This is a genomic window from Alkalilimnicola ehrlichii MLHE-1, from assembly GCF_000014785.1.
Taxonomy (GTDB): domain Bacteria; phylum Pseudomonadota; class Gammaproteobacteria; order Nitrococcales; family Halorhodospiraceae; genus Alkalilimnicola; species Alkalilimnicola ehrlichii.
This window is the reverse complement of the sequence record NC_008340.1, coordinates 794,153-811,644: the sequence shown is the minus strand read 5'-3', so window position 1 is coordinate 811,644 and position 17,492 is coordinate 794,153. Positions and strand designations below refer to the sequence as shown.

The following is a 17,492-nucleotide window of genomic DNA, read 5'->3' as shown; positions in this document are numbered from 1 at the left end:
ACCGCCGGCAAATGGCGCGGCGGCTCAGCCGCCGAACAGTTCGCGCACCTTCTCAACGCCCTCCACCAGCGCATCCACCTCGGCCTCGGTGTTGTAGGCCGCGAAGGAGGCGCGGGCGGTGGCCGGCACGTTGAAGCGTTTCATCACCGGCTCGGCACAGTGGTGCCCGGTGCGGATGGCGACCCCCTGTTGGTCGAGGATGGTGCCGATATCGTGGGGGTGGGCCTCGTCCATCACGAAGGAGAGCACCGCCGCCTTGTCCGGGGCCGTGCCCAGTAGCCGCACCCCCTCCAACGCACCCAGCCGCTCGGTGGCGTAATCCAACAGGCGGGCCTCATGGGCGGCGATGGCCTCCAGGCCCACCGCCTGCACCCAGTCCACCGCCGCGCCCAGGGCGATGGCGCCGGCGATGTTGGGCGTACCTGCCTCGAAGCGGGCAGGCGGTTCGGCGTAGAGGGTCTTCTCGAAGCTGACGGTGCGGATCATGTCGCCACCGCCCTGCCAGGGCCGCATGCCCTTGAGCAGGTCGTGGCGCCCGTAGAGCACCCCCACCCCGGTCGGCCCATAGAGCTTGTGCCCGGAGAAGGCGTAGAAGTCGCAGTCCAGCTCGCGCACATCCACCGGGCCATGAGGCACCGCCTGGGCGCCGTCCAGCAGCACGGGGATGTCCCGGGCGTGGGCCTGCTCAATCATCCAGCGCACCGGGTTCACCGTGCCCAGGGCATTGGAGACGTGCCCCACGGAGAGGAAGCGGGTCCGATCACTGAGCAGGGCCTGGAAGGCCTCCAGGTCCAGTTCGCCGTTATCCTGTACCGGGATGACCCGCAGCTCCGCCCCGGTGCGCTCGCAGACCATCTGCCAGGGGACGATGTTGGAGTGGTGCTCCAGGTAGCTGATGAGGATCTCATCGCCTGGCTGCAACAGGGGCTCCACGTAGCTGTGGGCCACCAAATTGATGGCCTCGGTGGTGCCGCGCAGGAAGACGATCTCCCCGTCGCGCTCGGCGTTCAGGAACCGCTGCACCTTCTCGCGGGCCCCCTCGAAGGCGGTGGTGCAGCGCTGGGAGAGGGCGTGCACCCCACGGTGGATGTTGGCGTAGTACTCGCGATAACACGCCGCCTCGGCCTCGATCACCGCCTCCGGCTTCTGGCAGCTGGCGGCATTGTCCAGGTAGACCAGCGGGTAGCCGTTCACCTGTTGGTGCAGGACGGGGAACTGGGCGCGCAGGGCCGCCACGTCCAGCGGCGGCCCGGCCCGTTCCCGGTCGCGAACCGGTTCAACCGTGCTCATACAAGCCCCTCGAAGTCGGCCTGCCCCGGCAGGAAGCCGCCCAGCAGGCGTTGCTGATAGGTCTTCAGGCTATCAAGCCTGACCTCGCTGAGCACCTCATTGGCAAAGGCCCAAGTGAGCAGGGCCTGAGCGCTGTCCTGGTCCATGCCGCGGCTGCGCAGGTAGAAGACCGCCTCCTTGTCCAGCTCGCCCACGGTGGAGCCGTGGGAGCACTTGACGTCGTCGGCGTAGATCTCCAGGCGCGGGTTGGAGTGGGCCAGCGCCATCGGGCTCAGGATCAGGTTGCGATTCTCCTGGAAGCCGTCGGTCTTCTGGGCGCCCTCCTCCACCTTGAGCAGGCCGTCGAACACCGCCTCGGCCTTATCCTTGAGGATGCCCTTGAACAGCTGGCTGCTGTGACCATGTTCGCAGTCGTGGGTCATCCAGGTGTGCTGATCGGTGAAGCGCTTGCGGTCGCCCAGGTAGAGACCGTTGATGATCACCTCGGCGGCGGTGCCCTTGAGCAGGCCGTAGTAGTCCACCCGGCTGATCCGGCCGCCGAAATTGAAGTTCTGCACATGCACCCGGGCATCGCGATCCGCCTCGGCATGGACCGCCCCCAGGTGGAAGGCATCGGCGCCCTCCCGCTGCAGCCGGTCCAGCCGCACGTTAGCGTTGGCCTCGGCGATGATCTCGGTGACCGGGCTGGCCAGGTAGGCACTGCCGTCCGGACCACCGTGCCACTCGATCAGGCGGCACTCGGCGCTCTCCTCGGCGTGCACCAACACCCGTGGCCAGGAGGCCCGATCGGCACCGGCGTCCGAGCAGGCAAAGATGAACAGCACCTCCTGCTCCACCGCCTGGCCCCGCGGGACGTGCACATAGACCCCCTGCCGGGCGAAGGCGGTGTTGAGGGCGATGAACGGATGCTGCTCATAGTCCGCGTGGGCGGCCAGGTGCTGCTGTACATCGGCCTCGTCCAAGGCCTCGGACAGCGGCTTGACGGTCAGGCCCTCGGGCAGCGCGTCCGGGGTGGAGTGCTGCGGGCTGAACACGCCGTCGATGAACACCAGGCGCGGCGCATCGGGGGCCACAGAGATGGCCTCCTGCAACACCTGCGGCGCCACACCCAGGGTCTCGGCCGGACGGTAGTGGTGCTGCAGCAGCGCGTCCAGCTTGATGTTCCGCCACGCCTCCCAGCGCCGGGTGGGGAACCCCATACGCTCGAAGGCCTCGATGGCCGCCTGGCGGCGGGCCTCCAGCCAGTCCGGACCCTGCTGATCGGCGGGCCGCTGGCGGAAGTCCTCCAGGTAGATGCTGTGTTTCTCTGCCAAGGCTTCCATTCGCTCCTCCTCAGGCCGCGTTTTCACCGAACAGGGCGTAGCCGGACTCCTCCAGCTCCAGGGCCAGGGTGTAATCGCCGGACTTAACGATCTTGCCGTCCAGCATCACATGCACATGGTCGGGCTTGATGTAGTTCAGCAGCCGCTGATAGTGGGTGATCAGCAGGAAGGAGCGGTGCGGATGGCGCATGCTATTGACGCCCTCCGAGACGATGCGCAGGGCGTCGATATCCAGCCCGGAATCGGTCTCGTCCAGGATCGCCATGTGCGGGGCCAGAGCGGCCATCTGGAAGATCTCGTTGCGCTTTTTCTCACCGCCGGAGAAGCCTTCGTTGACCGGGCGGTTCACCAGCTCATCGCCCATCTTCACCATCTTGGCAGCGTCCTTGATGTGACGCAGCACCTCGATGGCGGACAGCTCCGGCTCGCCACGGTACTTGCGCACGGAGTTGATGGCGGTCTTGAGGAAGTAGACGTTGGAGACGCCAGGCACTTCCACCGGGTACTGGAAGCCGAGGAAGACACCCTCGCCGGCGCGCTCTTCCGGCTCCAGCTCCAGCAGGTCCTTGCCGCGGAACAGAACCTCGCCGGCGGTGACCTCGTAGTTCTCGTCACCGGCCAGGACCTTGGACAGGGTGCTCTTGCCCGAGCCGTTCGGGCCCATGATGGCGTGCACCTCGCCCTCGCCGATCTCCAGGTTCACGCCCTTGAGGATCTCGGTGTCTTCCACCCGGGCATGCAGGTTTCTGATCTTCAGCATCTCGTACTCCGTTTCGTATCTCTTGAGTGTTCGTCCAACTGATCGCCAAAGGCGCGTTTAACCCACGCTGTCTTCCAGGGTGACCGCCAACAGGGCCTGGGCCTCCACCGCGAACTCCATCGGCAGCTCCTTGAAGACCTCCTTGCAAAAGCCGTTCACCACCAGGTTGACCGCGTCCTCCTCGCTCAGTCCGCGCTGGCGCAGGTAGAAGATCTGGTCCTCGCTGATCTTCGAGGTGGTGGCCTCGTGCTCGAGCTGGGCACCCGGGTGCTGCACATCGATATAGGGGAAGGTGTGCGCCCCGCAGGTATCGCTCATCAGCATGGAGTCGCACTGCGAGTAGTTGCGCGCGCCGCTGGCGGTGGGGGCGATGCGCACCAGGCCGCGGTAGCTTTGCTGGCCGTGGTCGGCACTGATCCCCTTGGAGATGATGGTGCTCTTGGTGTTCTTGCCCAGGTGGATCATCTTGGTGCCGGTGTCGGCCTGCTGCCGGCCCCGGGTCACGGCCACCGAGTAGAACTCCCCGGTGGAGTCGTCGCCCTTGAGCACGCAGCTGGGGTACTTCCAGGTGATCGCCGAGCCGGTCTCCACCTGGGTCCAACTGATCTTGGAGCGGGCGCCCTCGCACAGGCCGCGCTTGGTGACGAAGTTGTAGATGCCGCCCTTGCCGTTTTCGTCGCCGGGGTACCAGTTCTGCACCGTGGAGTACTTGATGCTGGCGTCTTGGTGTGCCACCAGCTCGACCACCGCGGCGTGGAGCTGGTTATCGTCGCGCATGGGCGCGGTGCAACCCTCCAGGTAGGAGACCTCGGCGCCCTCTTCGGCGATGATCAGGGTGCGCTCGAACTGCCCGGTATTGGAGGCGTTCATCCGGAAGTAGGTGGACAACTCCATCGGGCAGCGCACGCCCTTGGGGATATAGACGAAGCTGCCGTCCGAGAAGACCGCCGAGTTCAGCGCCGCGAAGAAGTTGTCGCCCTTGGGCACCACCGAGCCGATGTACTTCTTCACCAGATCCGGGTGCTCGCGGACGGCCTCGGACATGGAGCAGAAGATGATGCCCTGTTCGGCGAGCTTCTCCCGGTAGGTGGTGCCGATGGAGACAGAGTCGAACACCGCGTCCACCGCCACGCCGGCCAGTTGCTCGCGCTCGTGCATGGGCACGCCCAGCTTCTCGTAGGTCTCAAGCAGCTTCGGGTCCACGTCCTCCAGGCTCTTGGGCCGGTCGTCATCCGACTTGGGCGCGGCGAAATAGCTGATCGCCTGGAAGTCGATCTGGGGATAGTCCACGTGGGCCCACCTGGGGTGGGGCATCTTCAGCCAGTTGCGATAGGCCTCCAGCCGCCACTCCAGCATCCATTCCGGCTCGCCCTTCTTGGCGGAGATGAAGCGGACGGTGTCCTCACTCAGGCCGGGCGGCAGGTGCTCCTGCTCGATATCCGTGGTGAAGCCGGCCTCGTAGCCCTTCTTCGTGTGCTGCTCGATAATGTCTTTGCTCGCCGACATGGCTGCTGCTCCGTTCAGTTGATGAACGATTGGTTTTCTGGGGACATGCTTGGTGAGCGGGCGCCGGGCACCGGCTCACGAAGCATCCCCCTTGAGGGAGCCGGCCCGGGGCGCCATCATGCGCAACGGCACCACCGGCTCGCTCATGTCCTTCAGGCTGATGCTGCCCAGGGCATGCTGCACCACCTGGCTGATCCGCCACCAGTTGGCACTGGTGGTGCAGGCATCGCCGTACTGGCAGGCATCCACGCCCTCCTCCACACACTCGGTGAAGGCAATGGGCCCCTCAAGGGCGGTAATGATCTCGGCCACCGAGATCTGACGGGCGGGACGCGCCAGCCCATAGCCGCCCTTGGCGCCACGGTAGGAGACGAGAATCCCCGCGCGGGCCAGATTCTTGAGGATCTTGGCCACCATAGGCTGCGGCAGGCCCTGCTGATCAGCGAGGCGGACGGTGCTGAAACGCTGCTCCGGCGCCCGCGCCATGGCCGTCAGGATGCCTATGCCGTAGTCGGTTTCTCTGTTAATCCGTACCATGATGGTCTGGATTGTAACGGATACCGGACCAGATTGGTACTCTTTGAGTTATTCCAATTCCTATCCAGGCGATAGAGGAGATCACACCTTGCAGGCCCGTCGCAGACCCTTTCCCTGTCCCGTGATCGAACTGGTGCAGCACCGCATGGGCTGGGAAATCAGTTATTACGACGCCCACGGGCATGTGAAGCACCTGGCCAGCGCGAAGTCCGAGCCCGGCGCACTGCGGGTGGCACGCCAGGTTGCGGAGCTGTACGGCTACCAAGGCGAAGTGATCATCCGCAGCGCCACCGGTACCTACAAGATCCGGATTTAAATCCTCACCGGCATCGCGGGGGTGGTGCCGTCCCTACCGCCACTACGAGCGCGGCCCAACCCCACCTTCACGGCGACCCCCCGGCGGGGGCGTGGCAGTCCAGGCGGGCGTCTGGATCGCCGCGTCGCTGCGCTCCTCGCGATGACGGGGGTGGTGCCGTCCCCACCGTCACTGCGGGAAGGGGCACCCCCACCGTAACTGCGGGAAGGGGCACCCCCCACCGTCACTGCGAGGAGGCCCACCCCCACCGTCACTGCGAGGAGGCGAAGCCGACGTGGCAGTCTACCCCTCTGGATCGCCACGGGCCTTCGGCCCTCGCGATGACGGGGAGGAGGCGGCGGCCCTCTTGAAGAACTGGACTGTACCGGAAGCGGCAAGTCGCCCCCACCGTCACTGCGGACCCACCTCCATCGTCACTGCGAGGAGCGAAGCGACGTGGCAGTCTACCCCTCTGGATCGCCACGGGCCTTCGGCCCTCGCGATGACGGGGGGAAAGCCTTCGGCCCTCGCGATGACGGGGGAAAGCCTTTGGCCCTCGCGATGACGGGGGAAAGCCTTTGGCCCTCGCAATGGTTTACGGGGCGTCCGGGTCGTCCGGGTCCGGCAGGGGCAGTTCCATTTCCGGGTTGTCGGGGTCGTTCAGACTGGTCAGGTCGGGCAGTTCGCTCAGGCTACTGAGGTTGAAGTAATCCAGGAAGGCGGGGGTGGTGGCGTAGAGCCCCGGACGGCCGGGGACATCCTTGTGGCCAACGATACGCACCCAGCCGCGATCGGTGAGGGTGCGCATGATGGAGCTGCTCACCGTCACCCCGCGGATGTCCTCTATCTCGCCGCGGGTCACCGGCTGGCGGTAGGCGATGATGGCGAGGGTCTCCAGCAGGGCCCGGGAGTAGCGCCCGGGCTTCTCCTCCCACAGCCTTGAAACCCAGGGGGCGTAGGCCTCCCGGACCTGGATACGCCAGCCGCTGGCCACCTGTTTCACCTCCAGCCCGCGGCCCTCGTAGTCCTGGCGCAGCTCGGCCAGGGCCTGGCGCAGGGTCTGGCGGTCGGGGGCCAGCGCCGGGTCGAACAGGCCCTGCATCTGGTCCAGATCGAGGGTCCCCTCCGCGGCCATCAGTGCGGCCTCCAGGACATATTTGACAGGCGGGTTGGCGGGCATGGCTCAGCGGGCGCGGACGTAGATGGGCGCGTACGGTTCGTTCTGGGTCAGCTCGATGAGGGCCTCCTTGACCAATTCCAGCACCGCCAGAAAGCTCACCACCAGGCCCATGCGACCCTCCCGCCGGGGAAAGAGCTGGGTGAAACAGCAGTAGTGCTCGGTATCCAGCCGGCCCAGCACCTCGGTCATGCGCTCGCGCACAGACAGGGCCTCCTTCTGCACCTGGTGGTGTTCGTAATGGCTGGAGCGGCGCAGCACTTCGGCGAAGGCCAACAGCAGCTCCTGCATACTCACCTCGGGCTCGCGCTGGCGCGGCTGGCAGCCCTCGGCGGCCACCCGCACCGGGAAGACGTCGCGAGCCAGGCGCGGTAACTGGTCCAGGTCCTCGGCGGCCTGCTTGTAGCGCTCGTACTCCTGCAGCCGGCGCACCAGCTCGGCGCGGGGGTCGGCCTCTTCCTCCTCACTGGCCGGCGGGCGCGGCAGCAGCATGCGTGACTTGATCTCGGCCAGCATGGCGGCCATCACCAGATACTCGGCGGCCAGCTCCAGACGCAGTTCGTGCATCAGCTCCACGTAACGCATGTACTGGCGGGTGATCTCGGCGATGGGGATATCGCGCACGTCGAGGTTCTGGCGCCGAATCAGGTAGAGCAGCAGGTCGAGCGGCCCTTCAAAGGTCTCCAGGAAGACCTCCAGCGCATCCGGCGGGATGTAGAGGTCCTCAGGCAGGTCGGTGACCGGCTCCCCGGCGACCCGCGCCAGGGCCTGGCCACCGGCCCCGGCCAGCGCCTCCGCCGGCCCGGGGGCCGCGCTGTCGGAGGTAATCACGCTCACCGATAGGTCAGCCCCATGGCATCGCGCACTTCGTCCAGGGTCTCGCGGGCCTCGCTGCGAGCGGCCTCGCACCCTTCGTTGACGATACTGCGCACGGTGTCCATGTCGTTCTCGAACTCATGGCCCCGCTCGCGGATGGGCCCCAGTTCCTTTTCCATACCCTCGAGCATGCACATCTTGCAGTCGATGCAGCCGATACCCGCGGTGGTGCAGCCCTTCCAGACCCAGTCTCGATCAGCCTCACCGGAGTAGAGCTTGTGAAAGTCCCAAACCGGGCATTTTTCCGGATTGCCCGGGTCGGTCCGACGGACCCGGGCCGGGTCGGTCTGCATGGTGCGGACCTTCTTGCGGACCGATTCCGCATCCTCACGCAGGCCGATGAAATTGTTGTAGGACTTGGACATCTTGCGTCCGTCCAGGCCCGGCATCTTGGCGTGCGGGGTGAGCAGGGCCTGGGGCTCGGGCAGGACGTTGCGGCCGGTACCGTCCAGGTAGCCGTGCAGGCGCTCGCGGTCCGCCAGGGTGATGTTCTGCTGGTTGTCGAGCAGGGCACGGGCCACGTCCAGGGCCTCGTGCTCGCCCTGCTCCTGGTAGCGCCGGCGCAGGTCGCGGTAGACCCGGGCGTTCTTCTTGCCCATCTTCTTGATGGCCTCTTCGGCCCGCTCGATGAAGTCGGGCTCCACACCGTAGAAGTGGTTGAACCGGCGCGCCACCTCGCGGGTGATCTCCACGTGGGCCACCTGGTCCTCGCCCACGGGCACGGCGGTGGCCTTGTAGACCAGGATGTCGGCGCTCTGCAGCAGCGGGTAGCCCAGAAAGCCGTAGGTGGCCAGGTCCTTCTCGCGCAGCTGTTCCTGCTGGTCCTTGTAGGTGGGCACGCGCTCCAGCCAGCCCAGGGGGGTGATCATGGAGAGCAGCAGGTGCAGTTCGGCGTGCTCGGGCACCTTGGACTGAATGAACAGCCGAGCCATATTGGGGTTCACCCCGCAGGCGAGCCAGTCGATGACCATGTCCCAGCCGGATTGGGCAATGCCGCGGGTGTCGTCGTACTGGGTGGTGAGTGCGTGCCAGTCGGCCACGAAGAAGAAGCACTCGTGTTCCTGCTGCAGGCGCACCCAGTTCTTGAGGACCCCGTGGTAGTGCCCCAGGTGCAGGCGGCCGGTGGGCCGCATGCCGGACAGGACTCGGCTTTGGGCATTAAGATTGGCCAAAGATTGCCTCCAGTGTGGATCAGGCCGATTCGGGTTCTGTGGCTTTGCGTGCCGGGCTCAGCGGTCTGCAGTGGCCGGGGCGTATGGCCGGCAGGCCTCCAATTGCGCACCCCTTCGGGGTGCCCTGCGCTACTCGCAAAGGAGCGGCGGCGCGAACTCGCTTCGCTCGAACAGGCGCGCCTTGTTTCCGCTCATTTGCTGCGTTGCTCGGTGCGCAAAAGTCGGCCTGCCGGCCATACGCCCCGGCCACTGCAGCCCGCTGAACGTGCCACTCGGAGGGCGATGATAACCGAATCCGCTCTCCGCCTCAGCCCTCGAAGACCGACGGATCGCCGGCACCCTCGCGCAGGACCCGCGGGGCCTCACCGGAGAGATCCACCACGGTGCTGGGCTCCAACCCGCCGGGACCGCCGTCGATGACGGCATCCACCTGGTGCTCCAGGGCCGCGCGAATGTCCACCGGGTCGGTGATAGGCATGTCGTCATCGGGCATGATGAGGCTGACCGTCATCAGCGGCTCGCCCAGCTCTTCCAGGATGGCCTGGGTGGTGGGGTGGTCGGGCACGCGGATGCCGATGGTCTTTTTCTTCGGGTGCTGGAGCAGACGGGGCACCTTGGAGGTGGCCTTCAGGATGAAGGTGTAGGGGCCCGGGGTGTGCGACTTGAGCAGGCGGTAGGCGTAGTTCTCCACCCGGGCGTAGGTGCCGATATCGGAGAGATCGCGGCAGGCCAGGGTGAAGTTGTGGTCCTCGCGCAGACGGCGGATCTGGCGGATGCGGTCCACGGCCTGCTTCTCCCCGATGCCGCAACCCAACGCGTAACTGGAGTCGGTGGGGTAGGCGATGACACCGCCCGCGCGGATGATCTCCACGGTCCGTTTCACCAGGCGAACCTGAGGGGTGACGGGGTGGATCTCAAAGTACTGGCTCATGGGCGCTCCTCCTGAGTGCTGCCGGTTCGCTGTTATTCTTGCGGGCACACCGATCAGCTCGGTATCCCGTAATCATGGCACTGTCACCCTATCATGCACGACGGTGGCCGGCGCCAGGCCCGGTCCGGGCTGCTACTCCGCGGCAGGGCGGTGTAGCATATCCGTCCAGTCATTCCTGTACCTGAGGGAGCGCCATGTATTACGCCATCATCAGCGAGGACGTGCCCAACAGCCTGCCCTTGCGCAAAGAGGCCCGGCCCGCCCACCTGGCACGGCTGGAGGCCCTAAGGGACGAGGGCCGGCTGCTGATCGCCGGCCCCCACCCGGCCATCGACGCCGAGGATCCGGGCGAGGCGGGTTTCTCCGGCAGCCTGGTGGTCGCGGAGTTTCCCAGCCTGGAGGCGGCAAAGGCGTGGGCCAATGCCGACCCCTACCTGGATGTGGGTGCCTACGAAAGGGTCACCGTCAAGCCGTTCAAGAAGGTGTTGCCGTGAGTGGAAACGAACGCGTTGAGATGATCCGCCAGCGCCTGGAGCAGGCATTGGATGTCCACAGCCTGGAGATCCAGGACGACAGCCACAAGCACGCCGGTCACGCCGGGGCCCAAGCCGGGGGCGGGCACTACCAGGTGCGGGTGGTCAGCCCGGACTTTGCGGGGCTGAACACCCTACAGCGCCATCGCAAGGTCTACGGCGCCATGGGTGATGCCATGCGCAACGACATCATCCACGCCCTGGGGATCAAGGCCCTTACCCCCGACGAGGCGTGAGGCGCCGCGTCGCGGCAGCCCGCCGGGCCGGCCACAGAAGGCCCCGGGCTGCCGTCAAGGGTGCTCCTCTTCGACCGGCCGGCGGCCCGGCAAACCCCGGGTGGCCACGTAAAGCCCGGCCAGGATGGCCGCCGCCCCCACCCCGTGGTAGGGCTCCAGGCGCTCACCCAGAAAGAGGATGGCCAGCGCCGAGCCGAACACCGGCACCAGATAGATGAACAGCGCCGTGCGCGCGGGCCCCAGCACGTGTACCCCGTTGTTCCAGAAAAGATAGGCCAGCAGCGAGGGGAAGATGCCCACGTAGATCAGCGGCGGCAGCATCTCCATGACGGTGCCCTGCACCGGCCCCACCATGATCAACTCCCAGACCAGGAAGGGCACGATCACCGGGATGCCCATGGCGACCATCACCGCCAGCATCGGGACCGCCGGGATATCCGGCCCGTAGCGTTTGAGCAGCAACGAATAGAGCCCCCAGCAGCAGACCGCCAGCAGCATCACCAGATCGCCCGGATTGAGCTCCAGGTTGAGCAACACCTCGCGGTCACCCTGACTGACAATGGCCAGGACGCCAAGAAAGGCCAGTACGATGCCCAGCAACTCATGGCTGCGCGGGCGCTGGCCGAAGAAGAGCAGCGCCATCAGCCCGATGACCACCGGCATGGTGGAGTTGACCAGGGTGATGTTGGTGGCCGTGGTGAACTGGGCAGCCAGGTACAGCAGGGTGTTGAACAGGCCCACGCTGAGCGCGGCCAGCACCCAGAGGATGCGCCAGTGGCGGCGGATGGTCTCGCGGTAGGCGCGGATCTGGCCCCAGGCGAAGGGCAGGATAATGAGCAGCGCCAGCACCCAGCGCAGGAAGGACAGAGTGAAGGGCGGGAACCACTCGGAGGTGGCGCGGGCCACCACCGCGTTGCCCCCCCAAAACAGGGTGGTCGCCACCAGACCCAGCACCGCCAGGACCACCGGATTGCGCAGGCTCAGGCTGACAGGCATCTACCCCCCCTTGACCGACCCCCCGACGAAAACAAGGGTGCCGCCCCACCTCGCCGGCAGGACGGCACCCCGAGTCTACTTGGTTTGCACGCCGCCGTGGCGCGACTCGCCGTCATCCGCGCAGGTGACGGCCCTCCTTCAGCGCGGCGATGCGGTCGTCCAGCGGCGGGTGGGACATGAACCACTCCTTCATGCCGCCACCGCGGTTGCCGTTGATGCCGAAGGCCTCCAGCTGGTCCGGCAGGTGCTCCTGGTCCACCGAGCGCTTTAGCCGCTCCAGCGCGGCTATCATCTTGTCGCGCCCGGCCAGCTTGGCGCCACCGGCATCGGCCCGGTACTCCCGCTGACGGGAGAACCACATGACGATCACCGAGGCGAGGATGCCCAGCACGATCTGGGCGAAGATGGAGGTGATGAAATAGGCCGGGCCGTGCCCTTGCTCGGTCTTGAATACCACGCGGTCGACGAAATGGCCGATGATGCGCGAGAAGAAGACCACAAAGGTGTTCACCACCCCCTGGATCAGGGTCAGGGTGACCATATCGCCGTTGCTGATGTGGGCGATCTCGTGGCCGATCACCGCCTCGGCCTCGTCCCGGGTCATGCTCTGCAGCAGGCCGGTGCTCACCGCCACCAGGGAGTTATTGCGCCGGGCCCCGGTGGCAAAGGCGTTCATGTCCGGGGCGTCGTAGATCGCCACCTCCGGCATACCGATGCCCTCCTGGCGGGCAAAGCGGCGCACGGTATCCACCAGCCACTGCTCGGCCTCGCTGCGCGGCTTTTCGATAACGCGGGCCCCGGTCATCCGCTTGGCGATGAACTTGGACATGGCCAGGGAGATGAACGAGCCGCCGAAACCGATCACCGCGGCGATGATGAGCAACCCCGTATAGTCCAGACCCACACCGGCCTCATCCAGGGTCCGCACCCCGAACACGGCCTGCAGGATGAACAACACCACACCCAGGACCACCAGGATCGCCAGGTTAGTGAGCAGAAAGAGCCCTATGCGCTTCATCGTCGCTTGATCTCCCGGTTATGTAAGCAGCCCAAACCGCACTCCGGCGAGGGGGGTGCCGGAGCGGCCGTTCAAATTATCCTAGGGCTTAGATTGGGGCAAGGCGCGGGAGTTCAAGCGGCGCAGGACAGGGGCCGAAGGCTTCCCCCCATCATCGCGAGGGCCGCAGGCCCGTGGCGATCCAGAGCGGTAGACTGCCGCGTCGGCTTCGCCTCCTCGCAGTGACGGTGGGGGAGGGGAGGCACCACGCCGACGGCGGGGGAGACACCACCCCCGTCATCGCGAGGAGCGCAGCGACGCGGCGATCCACACCCCGGCTTGGACTGCCGCGCCCCTTCGCTCCTCGCAGTGACGGCGGGGCGCGTCAGGCGTAATGGTCGACGAGGCCCTGTGGTTGCAGCCGTTGCGCCGGGGCGTCGGCCGCTGCCCCGTCACCGGCCTCGGGGTCACCCGGGCCGCCGGCATTTAACAGCCCGGCCGCCTGGCCCTGCGCCCAGAAGCCCTCGTCCTGACGCTCCGAGACATCCACGTCCACCTCGCCCTGCCCCTGCTCGGCGAGCATCTGGCGCAGCCGCGGCAGTTCGGACTCGACTGCCTCGCGGGCACTAGCCTGCTGGGCGGTTATCTGGATGGTGGTGCGCTCATCCTGGGTAGCGATATTGATGTCCAGCGGGCCCAGCCCCGGCGGATCCAGGCGAATACGCGCCTGCTGGATCTGCTGCTGGATCATCATCACCATGCGCTCACCCAGCGCCCGGCCAAAGCCCGGCTGATTGGCCGGGGTGGCGAGCTGGAAACCGGGCAGTGCCTGTTGAATCGGCTGGGCACCGGGCCGGGAGGTGCCGTTGGACTCACCCGCCGCCAGCAACCCGGAGAAACCGATGCCTGCATCGGCACGGGCCTGGGCCTGCGGCTGGGCCGGGTTTCGCCCTTCGCCTTCACGCTCGCCCTTCTCCTGGGCCAGGGTCTGCTGCAGCAGGGCCTCGGCCCGCTCGGTGCTGGTCGCCGTGCGCCCCTTCATGGCATCGGCCACCGCGTCGCGCAACCCCTCGCCGGCCCCCACCGGGTCCAGCATGCGCCCGGTGGTCTGCAGCAGGTTCAGCAACTCCGCCGGGTCCTCGTCCCGGGGGATCAGATCGTGCAGGGCCCAAAGCGGCAGTGCTGGTATCTCACCGGCCCGCCGTGCCTCGGCACCCCGACCGCTGCGCGCCTCCAGGGCCTCGCCATCGGCCTGCTTTTCCGCCAGGGCCGCCAACACCAGCGGCAGCAGTTTGCCACCCTCCGGCAACTCCTCGGCCCACCCGGCCAGCCGGTCCGGATCCTCCAACAGGGTCTTGGCCTCGGCCTTGTCCAGGTCACCAAAGGCGTCCGTTGCCAGCAGCGCGTCTATGAACTCGCCGTCGCCCTCGGCGGCCTGATCCAGCAGAATCTGCAGCAGATCAGGCGGGCCCGCCGCCGGTTCGGCCCGCGGCATGTCGACAGGTGTGGTCACGGTGGGTGCTCTCCAGTCTCAGTACCGTGGTGGACCGGCGTGGTTGCCGGTATTGTCCGTTACGGGAAGAAAAGCAATATCGGGGCCAATGCCGTCTACCCGGGGACGGCGCACGCGTCATCGTGAGCCCCACTCCTCGCTACGCGGGCCCGAATCAACGAGGAACGGGGCATCCCTGGCATCGCCAGGGCCGAAGGCTTTCCCCCGTCATCGCGAGGGCCGCCACCTCCTCCCCGTCATCGCGAGGGCCGAAGGCCCGTGGCGATCCAGAGGGGTAGACTGCCGCGTCGCTTCGCTCCTCGCAGTGACGGGGTGGCCCCTCCCCCCGTCATCGCGAGGGCCGAAGGCCCGTGGCGATCCAGGGCGGTAGACTGCCGCGTCGGCTTCGCCTCCTCGCAGTGACGGGGTGGCCCCTCCCCCCGTCATCGCGAGGGCCGAAGGCCCGTGGCGATCCAGGGCGGTAGACTGCCGCGTCGGCTTCGCCTCCTCGCAGTGACGGTGGGGGCGACCTTCCGCTGCCGGCACAGTCAAGTTCTTCAAGAGGAGCGCAGCGACGTGGCGATCCCTAAGGCCTTTGTTCCGGCTCAGGAGCCGAGTAGCGGGTTGCTGTAGGTGCGCCGGGCCAGTTCGTCCAGTTGCAACTGCTCGCGCCGCTCCTGCTCGCGGCGCTCCTCGTCGCGGAAGCGGTCCACCACCCGGCCCACCGCCCGGGAATGGCTGTAGGCCTCGAGCCAGTCCTGGCGCTGCGCGTTCACCCGGCGTTTGGCCTGAGCCACCACCTGGTGCTGCTGTTGGATGGCCTGATCGATGCGGGATATGAAGGCATTGTAGTCGCGCAGGCGCGCGGCGTTGATGCCCCCGCTCTGTCCCTGCAACTGCTCGGCGTACTCCTGGCGGAAGGTCAACAGTTGGCGCAGCTGCTGGCGCTGGCTGTCGAGATCCTGACGGGCCTCGGCCAGGCGCTGGCCGGCCTCGTCGGCCTTGTCGCCGGCCAGGCGTTGCACCGGTTGCAGGCGTGCGGAACGGTTCATCTCGCCTCCCCGTCGGCGGGCGCCGACTTAACCCTTATTATGACTCCGACAATTCACCCTGTCAGCCATTGCCGCCCCCGGTCTGGGCCTGATCGCTGAGCAATCCGAAGAGCTGCTCCAGGCTTTCGCCAAAGTTCACCGCCGTGGAGACATCCTGCTGCAGGAAGGCGCGCAGCCGCGGCATGATGGCAATGGCCTCGTCCACCCGCGGGTCGCTGCCCTTCTGGTAGGCCCCGACGCTGATCAGGTCCTGGTTCTCCCGGTAGGTGGACCAGAGCTGGCGGAAGCGCTGCGCCAGGCGCTGGTGGCCCCGCTCGGTGATGTTGATCATGGCCCGGCTCACCGAGGCCTCGATATCGATGGCCGGGTAGTGGCCGGCGTCGGCCAGCTGGCGCGACAGCACCAGGTGACCATCAAGGATGGCGCGGGCGGCATCGGCGATGGGGTCCTGCTGATCGTCGCCCTCGGTGAGCACGGTGTAGAAGGCGGTGATCGAGCCGCCGTCGTCCGGCCCGTTGCCGGCCCGCTCCACCAACCGCGGCAGCAGCGCGAACACGGACGGCGGATAGCCCTTGGTGGTGGGCGGCTCACCGATGGCCAGGCCGATCTCGCGCTGGGCCTGGGCGTAGCGGGTGAGCGAGTCCATCAGCAGCAACACATTCAGGCCCTGGTCGCGGAAGTACTCGGCGATACTGGTGGCCAACATGGCCCCGTGCAGGCGCATGAGCGGGGATTTGTCCGCCGGTGAGGCCACCACCACGGACCGGGCCAGCCCCTCGTCACCCAAAATGTCGGTGATGAACTCCTTGACCTCCCGGCCCCGCTCGCCGATCAGCCCCACTACCACCACATCGGCGTTGGTGTAGCGGGTCATCATGCCCAGCAGCACGCTCTTGCCCACGCCGGAGCCGGCGAACAGTCCCATGCGCTGGCCGCGCCCCACGGTGAACAGGCTGTTGATGGCGCGCACGCCCACGTCCAGCGGCGCCTTGATGGGGGCGCGGGCCAGGGGGTTGATGCCCTCGCCCACCAGGCTGCGGTATTCGCTGTGATCCAGCAGGCCCTTACCATCCAGCGGGCGACCACCGCCATCCAGCACCCGGCCCAGCAGCCCCGGGCCCATACCGGCCTCGGCGGTGCCGCCCCGGGGCACCACCCGGGCGTTGGGCATCATGCCGTGCAGCTCGCCGGTGGGCATCAGGTAGAGCTTGTCGCCGGCAAAGCCGACCACCTCGGCCTCCACATCCCGGTCCTGCTGGGTGCGCAGGGTGCAGCGGCTGCCCAGTGGCGCCTGGCAGCCCTCGGCCTCGAGGGTCAGGCCGACCATACGGCGCAACACGCCTTCCACCACCAACCGCGGGGCACGCACCCGCTGCCGGCGCCGACGCAGATGCTCGGCCCAGCGATTGCTGCGGGGCGGGGCCTTGGCCTCACTCATGGCGACCAGCCTCTGCGTTACGATCCGTGCCATCGCCGTCCTCGCCCTGAGCGTCACGGCCGTTGCCCAGCACCTGTTGCGCCAACTGGGCCAGACGATGCTCCAGGGTGGCGTCGATATGCGAGGTCTCCGTGCTGACCCGGCAGCCGCCACGGTTGATGGCCGGGTCCTCCACCAGCCGCCACGCCTGTTCGCCCCCGCCATCGGCGCTCAGGGCCTCGCGGATAAAGCGGGCGTCTTCCGGGTGCAGGTGCACCTCCACGTTGCGGGCGCCCACCGGCAGCAATCCCACGGCCTCGCGGATCAGGCGCACGATCTCACCGGGTTGGATGCGCAGCTCGCGGTAGATCACCTGCCGGGCCAGGTGCATGGCCAGCTCCGCCAGCGCCTGCTCCACCTCCTCGTCCATCTGCTCCAATGGCCGGTCCAGTTGGCGCACCAGCCCGTCCATCCGCTCCACCAGCCGGTGCGCGGCCTGCTCGCCGGCCTGGTAGCCCGCGGCGTGGCCCTCGCGCTGCCCGGCCTCCAGCCCCTCCCGGTGGCCCTCGGCGTAACCGGCCTCGCGGCCGGCCCGCTCGCCGGCCCGGTAGCCCTCGTCCCAGGCCTGCTGCTGCAGCGCCTCAATATCCGCCGCGGTGGGCATGCGCGCGGCCTCGCGGCGCTGCGGCTTGCGGAAGCCGGCGTAGTCCCGCTGCCCACCACTTGCACGCTGGCTTGCCTCCGGCCGTTCCGGGGCCTGGCCTCGCTCCGGCTTCGGCGCCGCCGCCCAGCGGGCGAAGGTCTCGCCGGCCGCCTCGGCGGGGATGATCCGTACCCGGCCGCGGCCGGCCTCAGCGCCCTCGCCCGCCGCGCCGGTCTTGTGCCGGGTCTTGTCGTTCATGC

General features: G+C 67.4%; 18 protein-coding genes. 3 read left to right on the top strand and 15 right to left on the bottom strand.

The window, feature by feature from the left end:
• Positions 1 to 24 precede the first annotated feature (24 nt).
• The 5 genes from MLG_RS03750 to MLG_RS03730 form a co-directional block, all read right to left on the bottom strand.
• The gene (locus MLG_RS03750) at positions 25 to 1,290 is read right to left on the bottom strand and encodes a cysteine desulfurase (protein WP_011628477.1); all 1,266 of its coding nucleotides are present in this window, start codon (positions 1,288 to 1,290) and stop codon (positions 25 to 27) included.
• A complete protein-coding gene (gene sufD, locus MLG_RS03745; protein ID WP_011628476.1) occupies positions 1,287 to 2,612 on the bottom strand; it encodes a Fe-S cluster assembly protein SufD in 1,326 nt (441 codons plus the stop codon). The genes MLG_RS03750 and sufD overlap by 4 nt, the downstream gene beginning before the upstream one ends.
• Before the next feature lie 10 nt (positions 2,613 to 2,622).
• A complete protein-coding gene (sufC, locus tag MLG_RS03740) occupies positions 2,623 to 3,372 on the bottom strand; it encodes a Fe-S cluster assembly ATPase SufC (protein WP_011628475.1) in 750 nt (249 codons plus the stop codon).
• Between the two features lie 57 nt (positions 3,373 to 3,429).
• A complete protein-coding gene (sufB, locus tag MLG_RS03735; RefSeq protein WP_011628474.1) occupies positions 3,430 to 4,878 on the bottom strand; it encodes a Fe-S cluster assembly protein SufB in 1,449 nt (482 codons plus the stop codon).
• A gap of 75 nt (positions 4,879 to 4,953) precedes the next feature.
• On the bottom strand, positions 4,954 to 5,415 hold the full coding sequence (locus tag MLG_RS03730) for an SUF system Fe-S cluster assembly regulator (protein ID WP_011628473.1): 462 nt from the start codon (positions 5,413 to 5,415) through the stop codon (positions 4,954 to 4,956).
• An 88-nt stretch (positions 5,416 to 5,503) separates the two neighbouring features.
• Here MLG_RS03730 and MLG_RS03725 point away from each other — a divergent pair, with 88 nt between their 5' ends.
• Positions 5,504 to 5,731, top strand: coding sequence for a hypothetical protein (locus tag MLG_RS03725; RefSeq protein ID WP_011628472.1), 228 nt, complete (start codon positions 5,504 to 5,506; stop codon positions 5,729 to 5,731).
• A gap of 574 nt (positions 5,732 to 6,305) precedes the next feature.
• On the opposite strand, the gene scpB is transcribed toward MLG_RS03725, so the two are convergent.
• The 4 genes from scpB to MLG_RS03705 form a co-directional block, all read right to left on the bottom strand.
• On the bottom strand, positions 6,306 to 6,890 hold the full coding sequence (gene scpB, locus MLG_RS03720; protein ID WP_011628471.1) for an SMC-Scp complex subunit ScpB: 585 nt from the start codon (positions 6,888 to 6,890) through the stop codon (positions 6,306 to 6,308).
• A 3-nt stretch (positions 6,891 to 6,893) separates the two neighbouring features.
• Complete coding sequence (locus MLG_RS03715) at positions 6,894 to 7,724, bottom strand: segregation and condensation protein A (protein WP_011628470.1); 831 nt, start codon at positions 7,722 to 7,724, stop codon at positions 6,894 to 6,896.
• Positions 7,721 to 8,935: a tryptophan--tRNA ligase gene (locus MLG_RS03710; protein ID WP_011628469.1), complete on the bottom strand. Its 1,215-nt coding sequence runs from the start codon at positions 8,933 to 8,935 to the stop codon at positions 7,721 to 7,723. The genes MLG_RS03715 and MLG_RS03710 overlap by 4 nt, the downstream gene beginning before the upstream one ends.
• Before the next feature lie 307 nt (positions 8,936 to 9,242).
• Positions 9,243 to 9,866 (bottom strand): L-threonylcarbamoyladenylate synthase, encoded by a 624-nt coding sequence (locus MLG_RS03705; RefSeq protein ID WP_011628468.1) that lies wholly within the window; start codon positions 9,864 to 9,866, stop codon positions 9,243 to 9,245.
• Positions 9,867 to 10,060: 194 nt separating this feature from the next.
• Between MLG_RS03705 and MLG_RS03700 the strand changes: the two genes are divergently transcribed.
• The gene (locus MLG_RS03700) at positions 10,061 to 10,360 is read left to right on the top strand and encodes a YciI family protein (RefSeq protein WP_011628467.1); all 300 of its coding nucleotides are present in this window, start codon (positions 10,061 to 10,063) and stop codon (positions 10,358 to 10,360) included.
• Positions 10,357 to 10,635 (top strand): BolA family protein, encoded by a 279-nt coding sequence (locus MLG_RS03695; protein ID WP_011628466.1) that lies wholly within the window; start codon positions 10,357 to 10,359, stop codon positions 10,633 to 10,635. Before MLG_RS03700 ends, MLG_RS03695 begins: the two co-directional genes overlap by 4 nt.
• Positions 10,636 to 10,689: 54 nt before the next feature.
• On the opposite strand, the gene MLG_RS03690 is transcribed toward MLG_RS03695, so the two are convergent.
• The 6 genes from MLG_RS03690 to MLG_RS03665 all read right to left on the bottom strand — a co-directional run bounded on the left by MLG_RS03690 (position 10,690) and on the right by MLG_RS03665 (position 17,490).
• A complete protein-coding gene (locus tag MLG_RS03690) occupies positions 10,690 to 11,631 on the bottom strand; it encodes a DMT family transporter (RefSeq protein ID WP_011628465.1) in 942 nt (313 codons plus the stop codon).
• Between the two features lie 112 nt (positions 11,632 to 11,743).
• Positions 11,744 to 12,649: a protease HtpX gene (gene htpX / locus MLG_RS03685; RefSeq protein ID WP_011628464.1), complete on the bottom strand. Its 906-nt coding sequence runs from the start codon at positions 12,647 to 12,649 to the stop codon at positions 11,744 to 11,746.
• Between the two features lie 364 nt (positions 12,650 to 13,013).
• Positions 13,014 to 14,141, bottom strand: a complete 1,128-nt coding sequence (locus tag MLG_RS14705) for a flagellar hook-length control protein FliK (RefSeq protein WP_156774630.1) — start codon at positions 14,139 to 14,141, stop codon at positions 13,014 to 13,016.
• 584 nt (positions 14,142 to 14,725) lie between these two features.
• Positions 14,726 to 15,172, bottom strand: coding sequence for a flagellar export protein FliJ (fliJ, locus tag MLG_RS03675; protein WP_011628462.1), 447 nt, complete (start codon positions 15,170 to 15,172; stop codon positions 14,726 to 14,728).
• A gap of 61 nt (positions 15,173 to 15,233) precedes the next feature.
• Complete coding sequence (gene fliI, locus MLG_RS03670) at positions 15,234 to 16,610, bottom strand: flagellar protein export ATPase FliI (RefSeq protein ID WP_011628461.1); 1,377 nt, start codon at positions 16,608 to 16,610, stop codon at positions 15,234 to 15,236.
• The gene (locus tag MLG_RS03665) at positions 16,603 to 17,490 is read right to left on the bottom strand and encodes a flagellar assembly protein FliH (protein WP_011628460.1); all 888 of its coding nucleotides are present in this window, start codon (positions 17,488 to 17,490) and stop codon (positions 16,603 to 16,605) included. The genes fliI and MLG_RS03665 overlap by 8 nt, the downstream gene beginning before the upstream one ends.
• Positions 17,491 to 17,492: the final 2 nt, after the last annotated feature.

Excerpts from the sequence above, each read along its gene's own strand:
- MLG_RS03700 (WP_011628467.1), top strand. The coding sequence starts at position 10,061 with ATGTATTACGCCATCATCAGCGAGGACGTGCCCAACAGCCTGCCCTTG.
- fliJ (WP_011628462.1), bottom strand. The coding sequence starts at position 15,172 with ATGAACCGTTCCGCACGCCTGCAACCGGTGCAACGCCTGGCCGGCGAC.
- MLG_RS03690 (WP_011628465.1), bottom strand. The coding sequence starts at position 11,631 with ATGCCTGTCAGCCTGAGCCTGCGCAATCCGGTGGTCCTGGCGGTGCTG.
- MLG_RS03750 (WP_011628477.1), bottom strand. The coding sequence starts at position 1,290 with ATGAGCACGGTTGAACCGGTTCGCGACCGGGAACGGGCCGGGCCGCCG.
- fliI (WP_011628461.1), bottom strand. The coding sequence starts at position 16,610 with ATGAGTGAGGCCAAGGCCCCGCCCCGCAGCAATCGCTGGGCCGAGCAT.
- scpB (WP_011628471.1), bottom strand. The coding sequence starts at position 6,890 with ATGCCCGCCAACCCGCCTGTCAAATATGTCCTGGAGGCCGCACTGATG.
- htpX (WP_011628464.1), bottom strand. The coding sequence starts at position 12,649 with ATGAAGCGCATAGGGCTCTTTCTGCTCACTAACCTGGCGATCCTGGTG.
- MLG_RS03705 (WP_011628468.1), bottom strand. The coding sequence starts at position 9,866 with ATGAGCCAGTACTTTGAGATCCACCCCGTCACCCCTCAGGTTCGCCTG.
- MLG_RS03665 (WP_011628460.1), bottom strand. The coding sequence starts at position 17,490 with ATGAACGACAAGACCCGGCACAAGACCGGCGCGGCGGGCGAGGGCGCT.
- MLG_RS03730 (WP_011628473.1), bottom strand. The coding sequence starts at position 5,415 with ATGGTACGGATTAACAGAGAAACCGACTACGGCATAGGCATCCTGACG.
- sufB (WP_011628474.1), bottom strand. The coding sequence starts at position 4,878 with ATGTCGGCGAGCAAAGACATTATCGAGCAGCACACGAAGAAGGGCTAC.
- sufD (WP_011628476.1), bottom strand. The coding sequence starts at position 2,612 with ATGGAAGCCTTGGCAGAGAAACACAGCATCTACCTGGAGGACTTCCGC.
- sufC (WP_011628475.1), bottom strand. The coding sequence starts at position 3,372 with ATGCTGAAGATCAGAAACCTGCATGCCCGGGTGGAAGACACCGAGATC.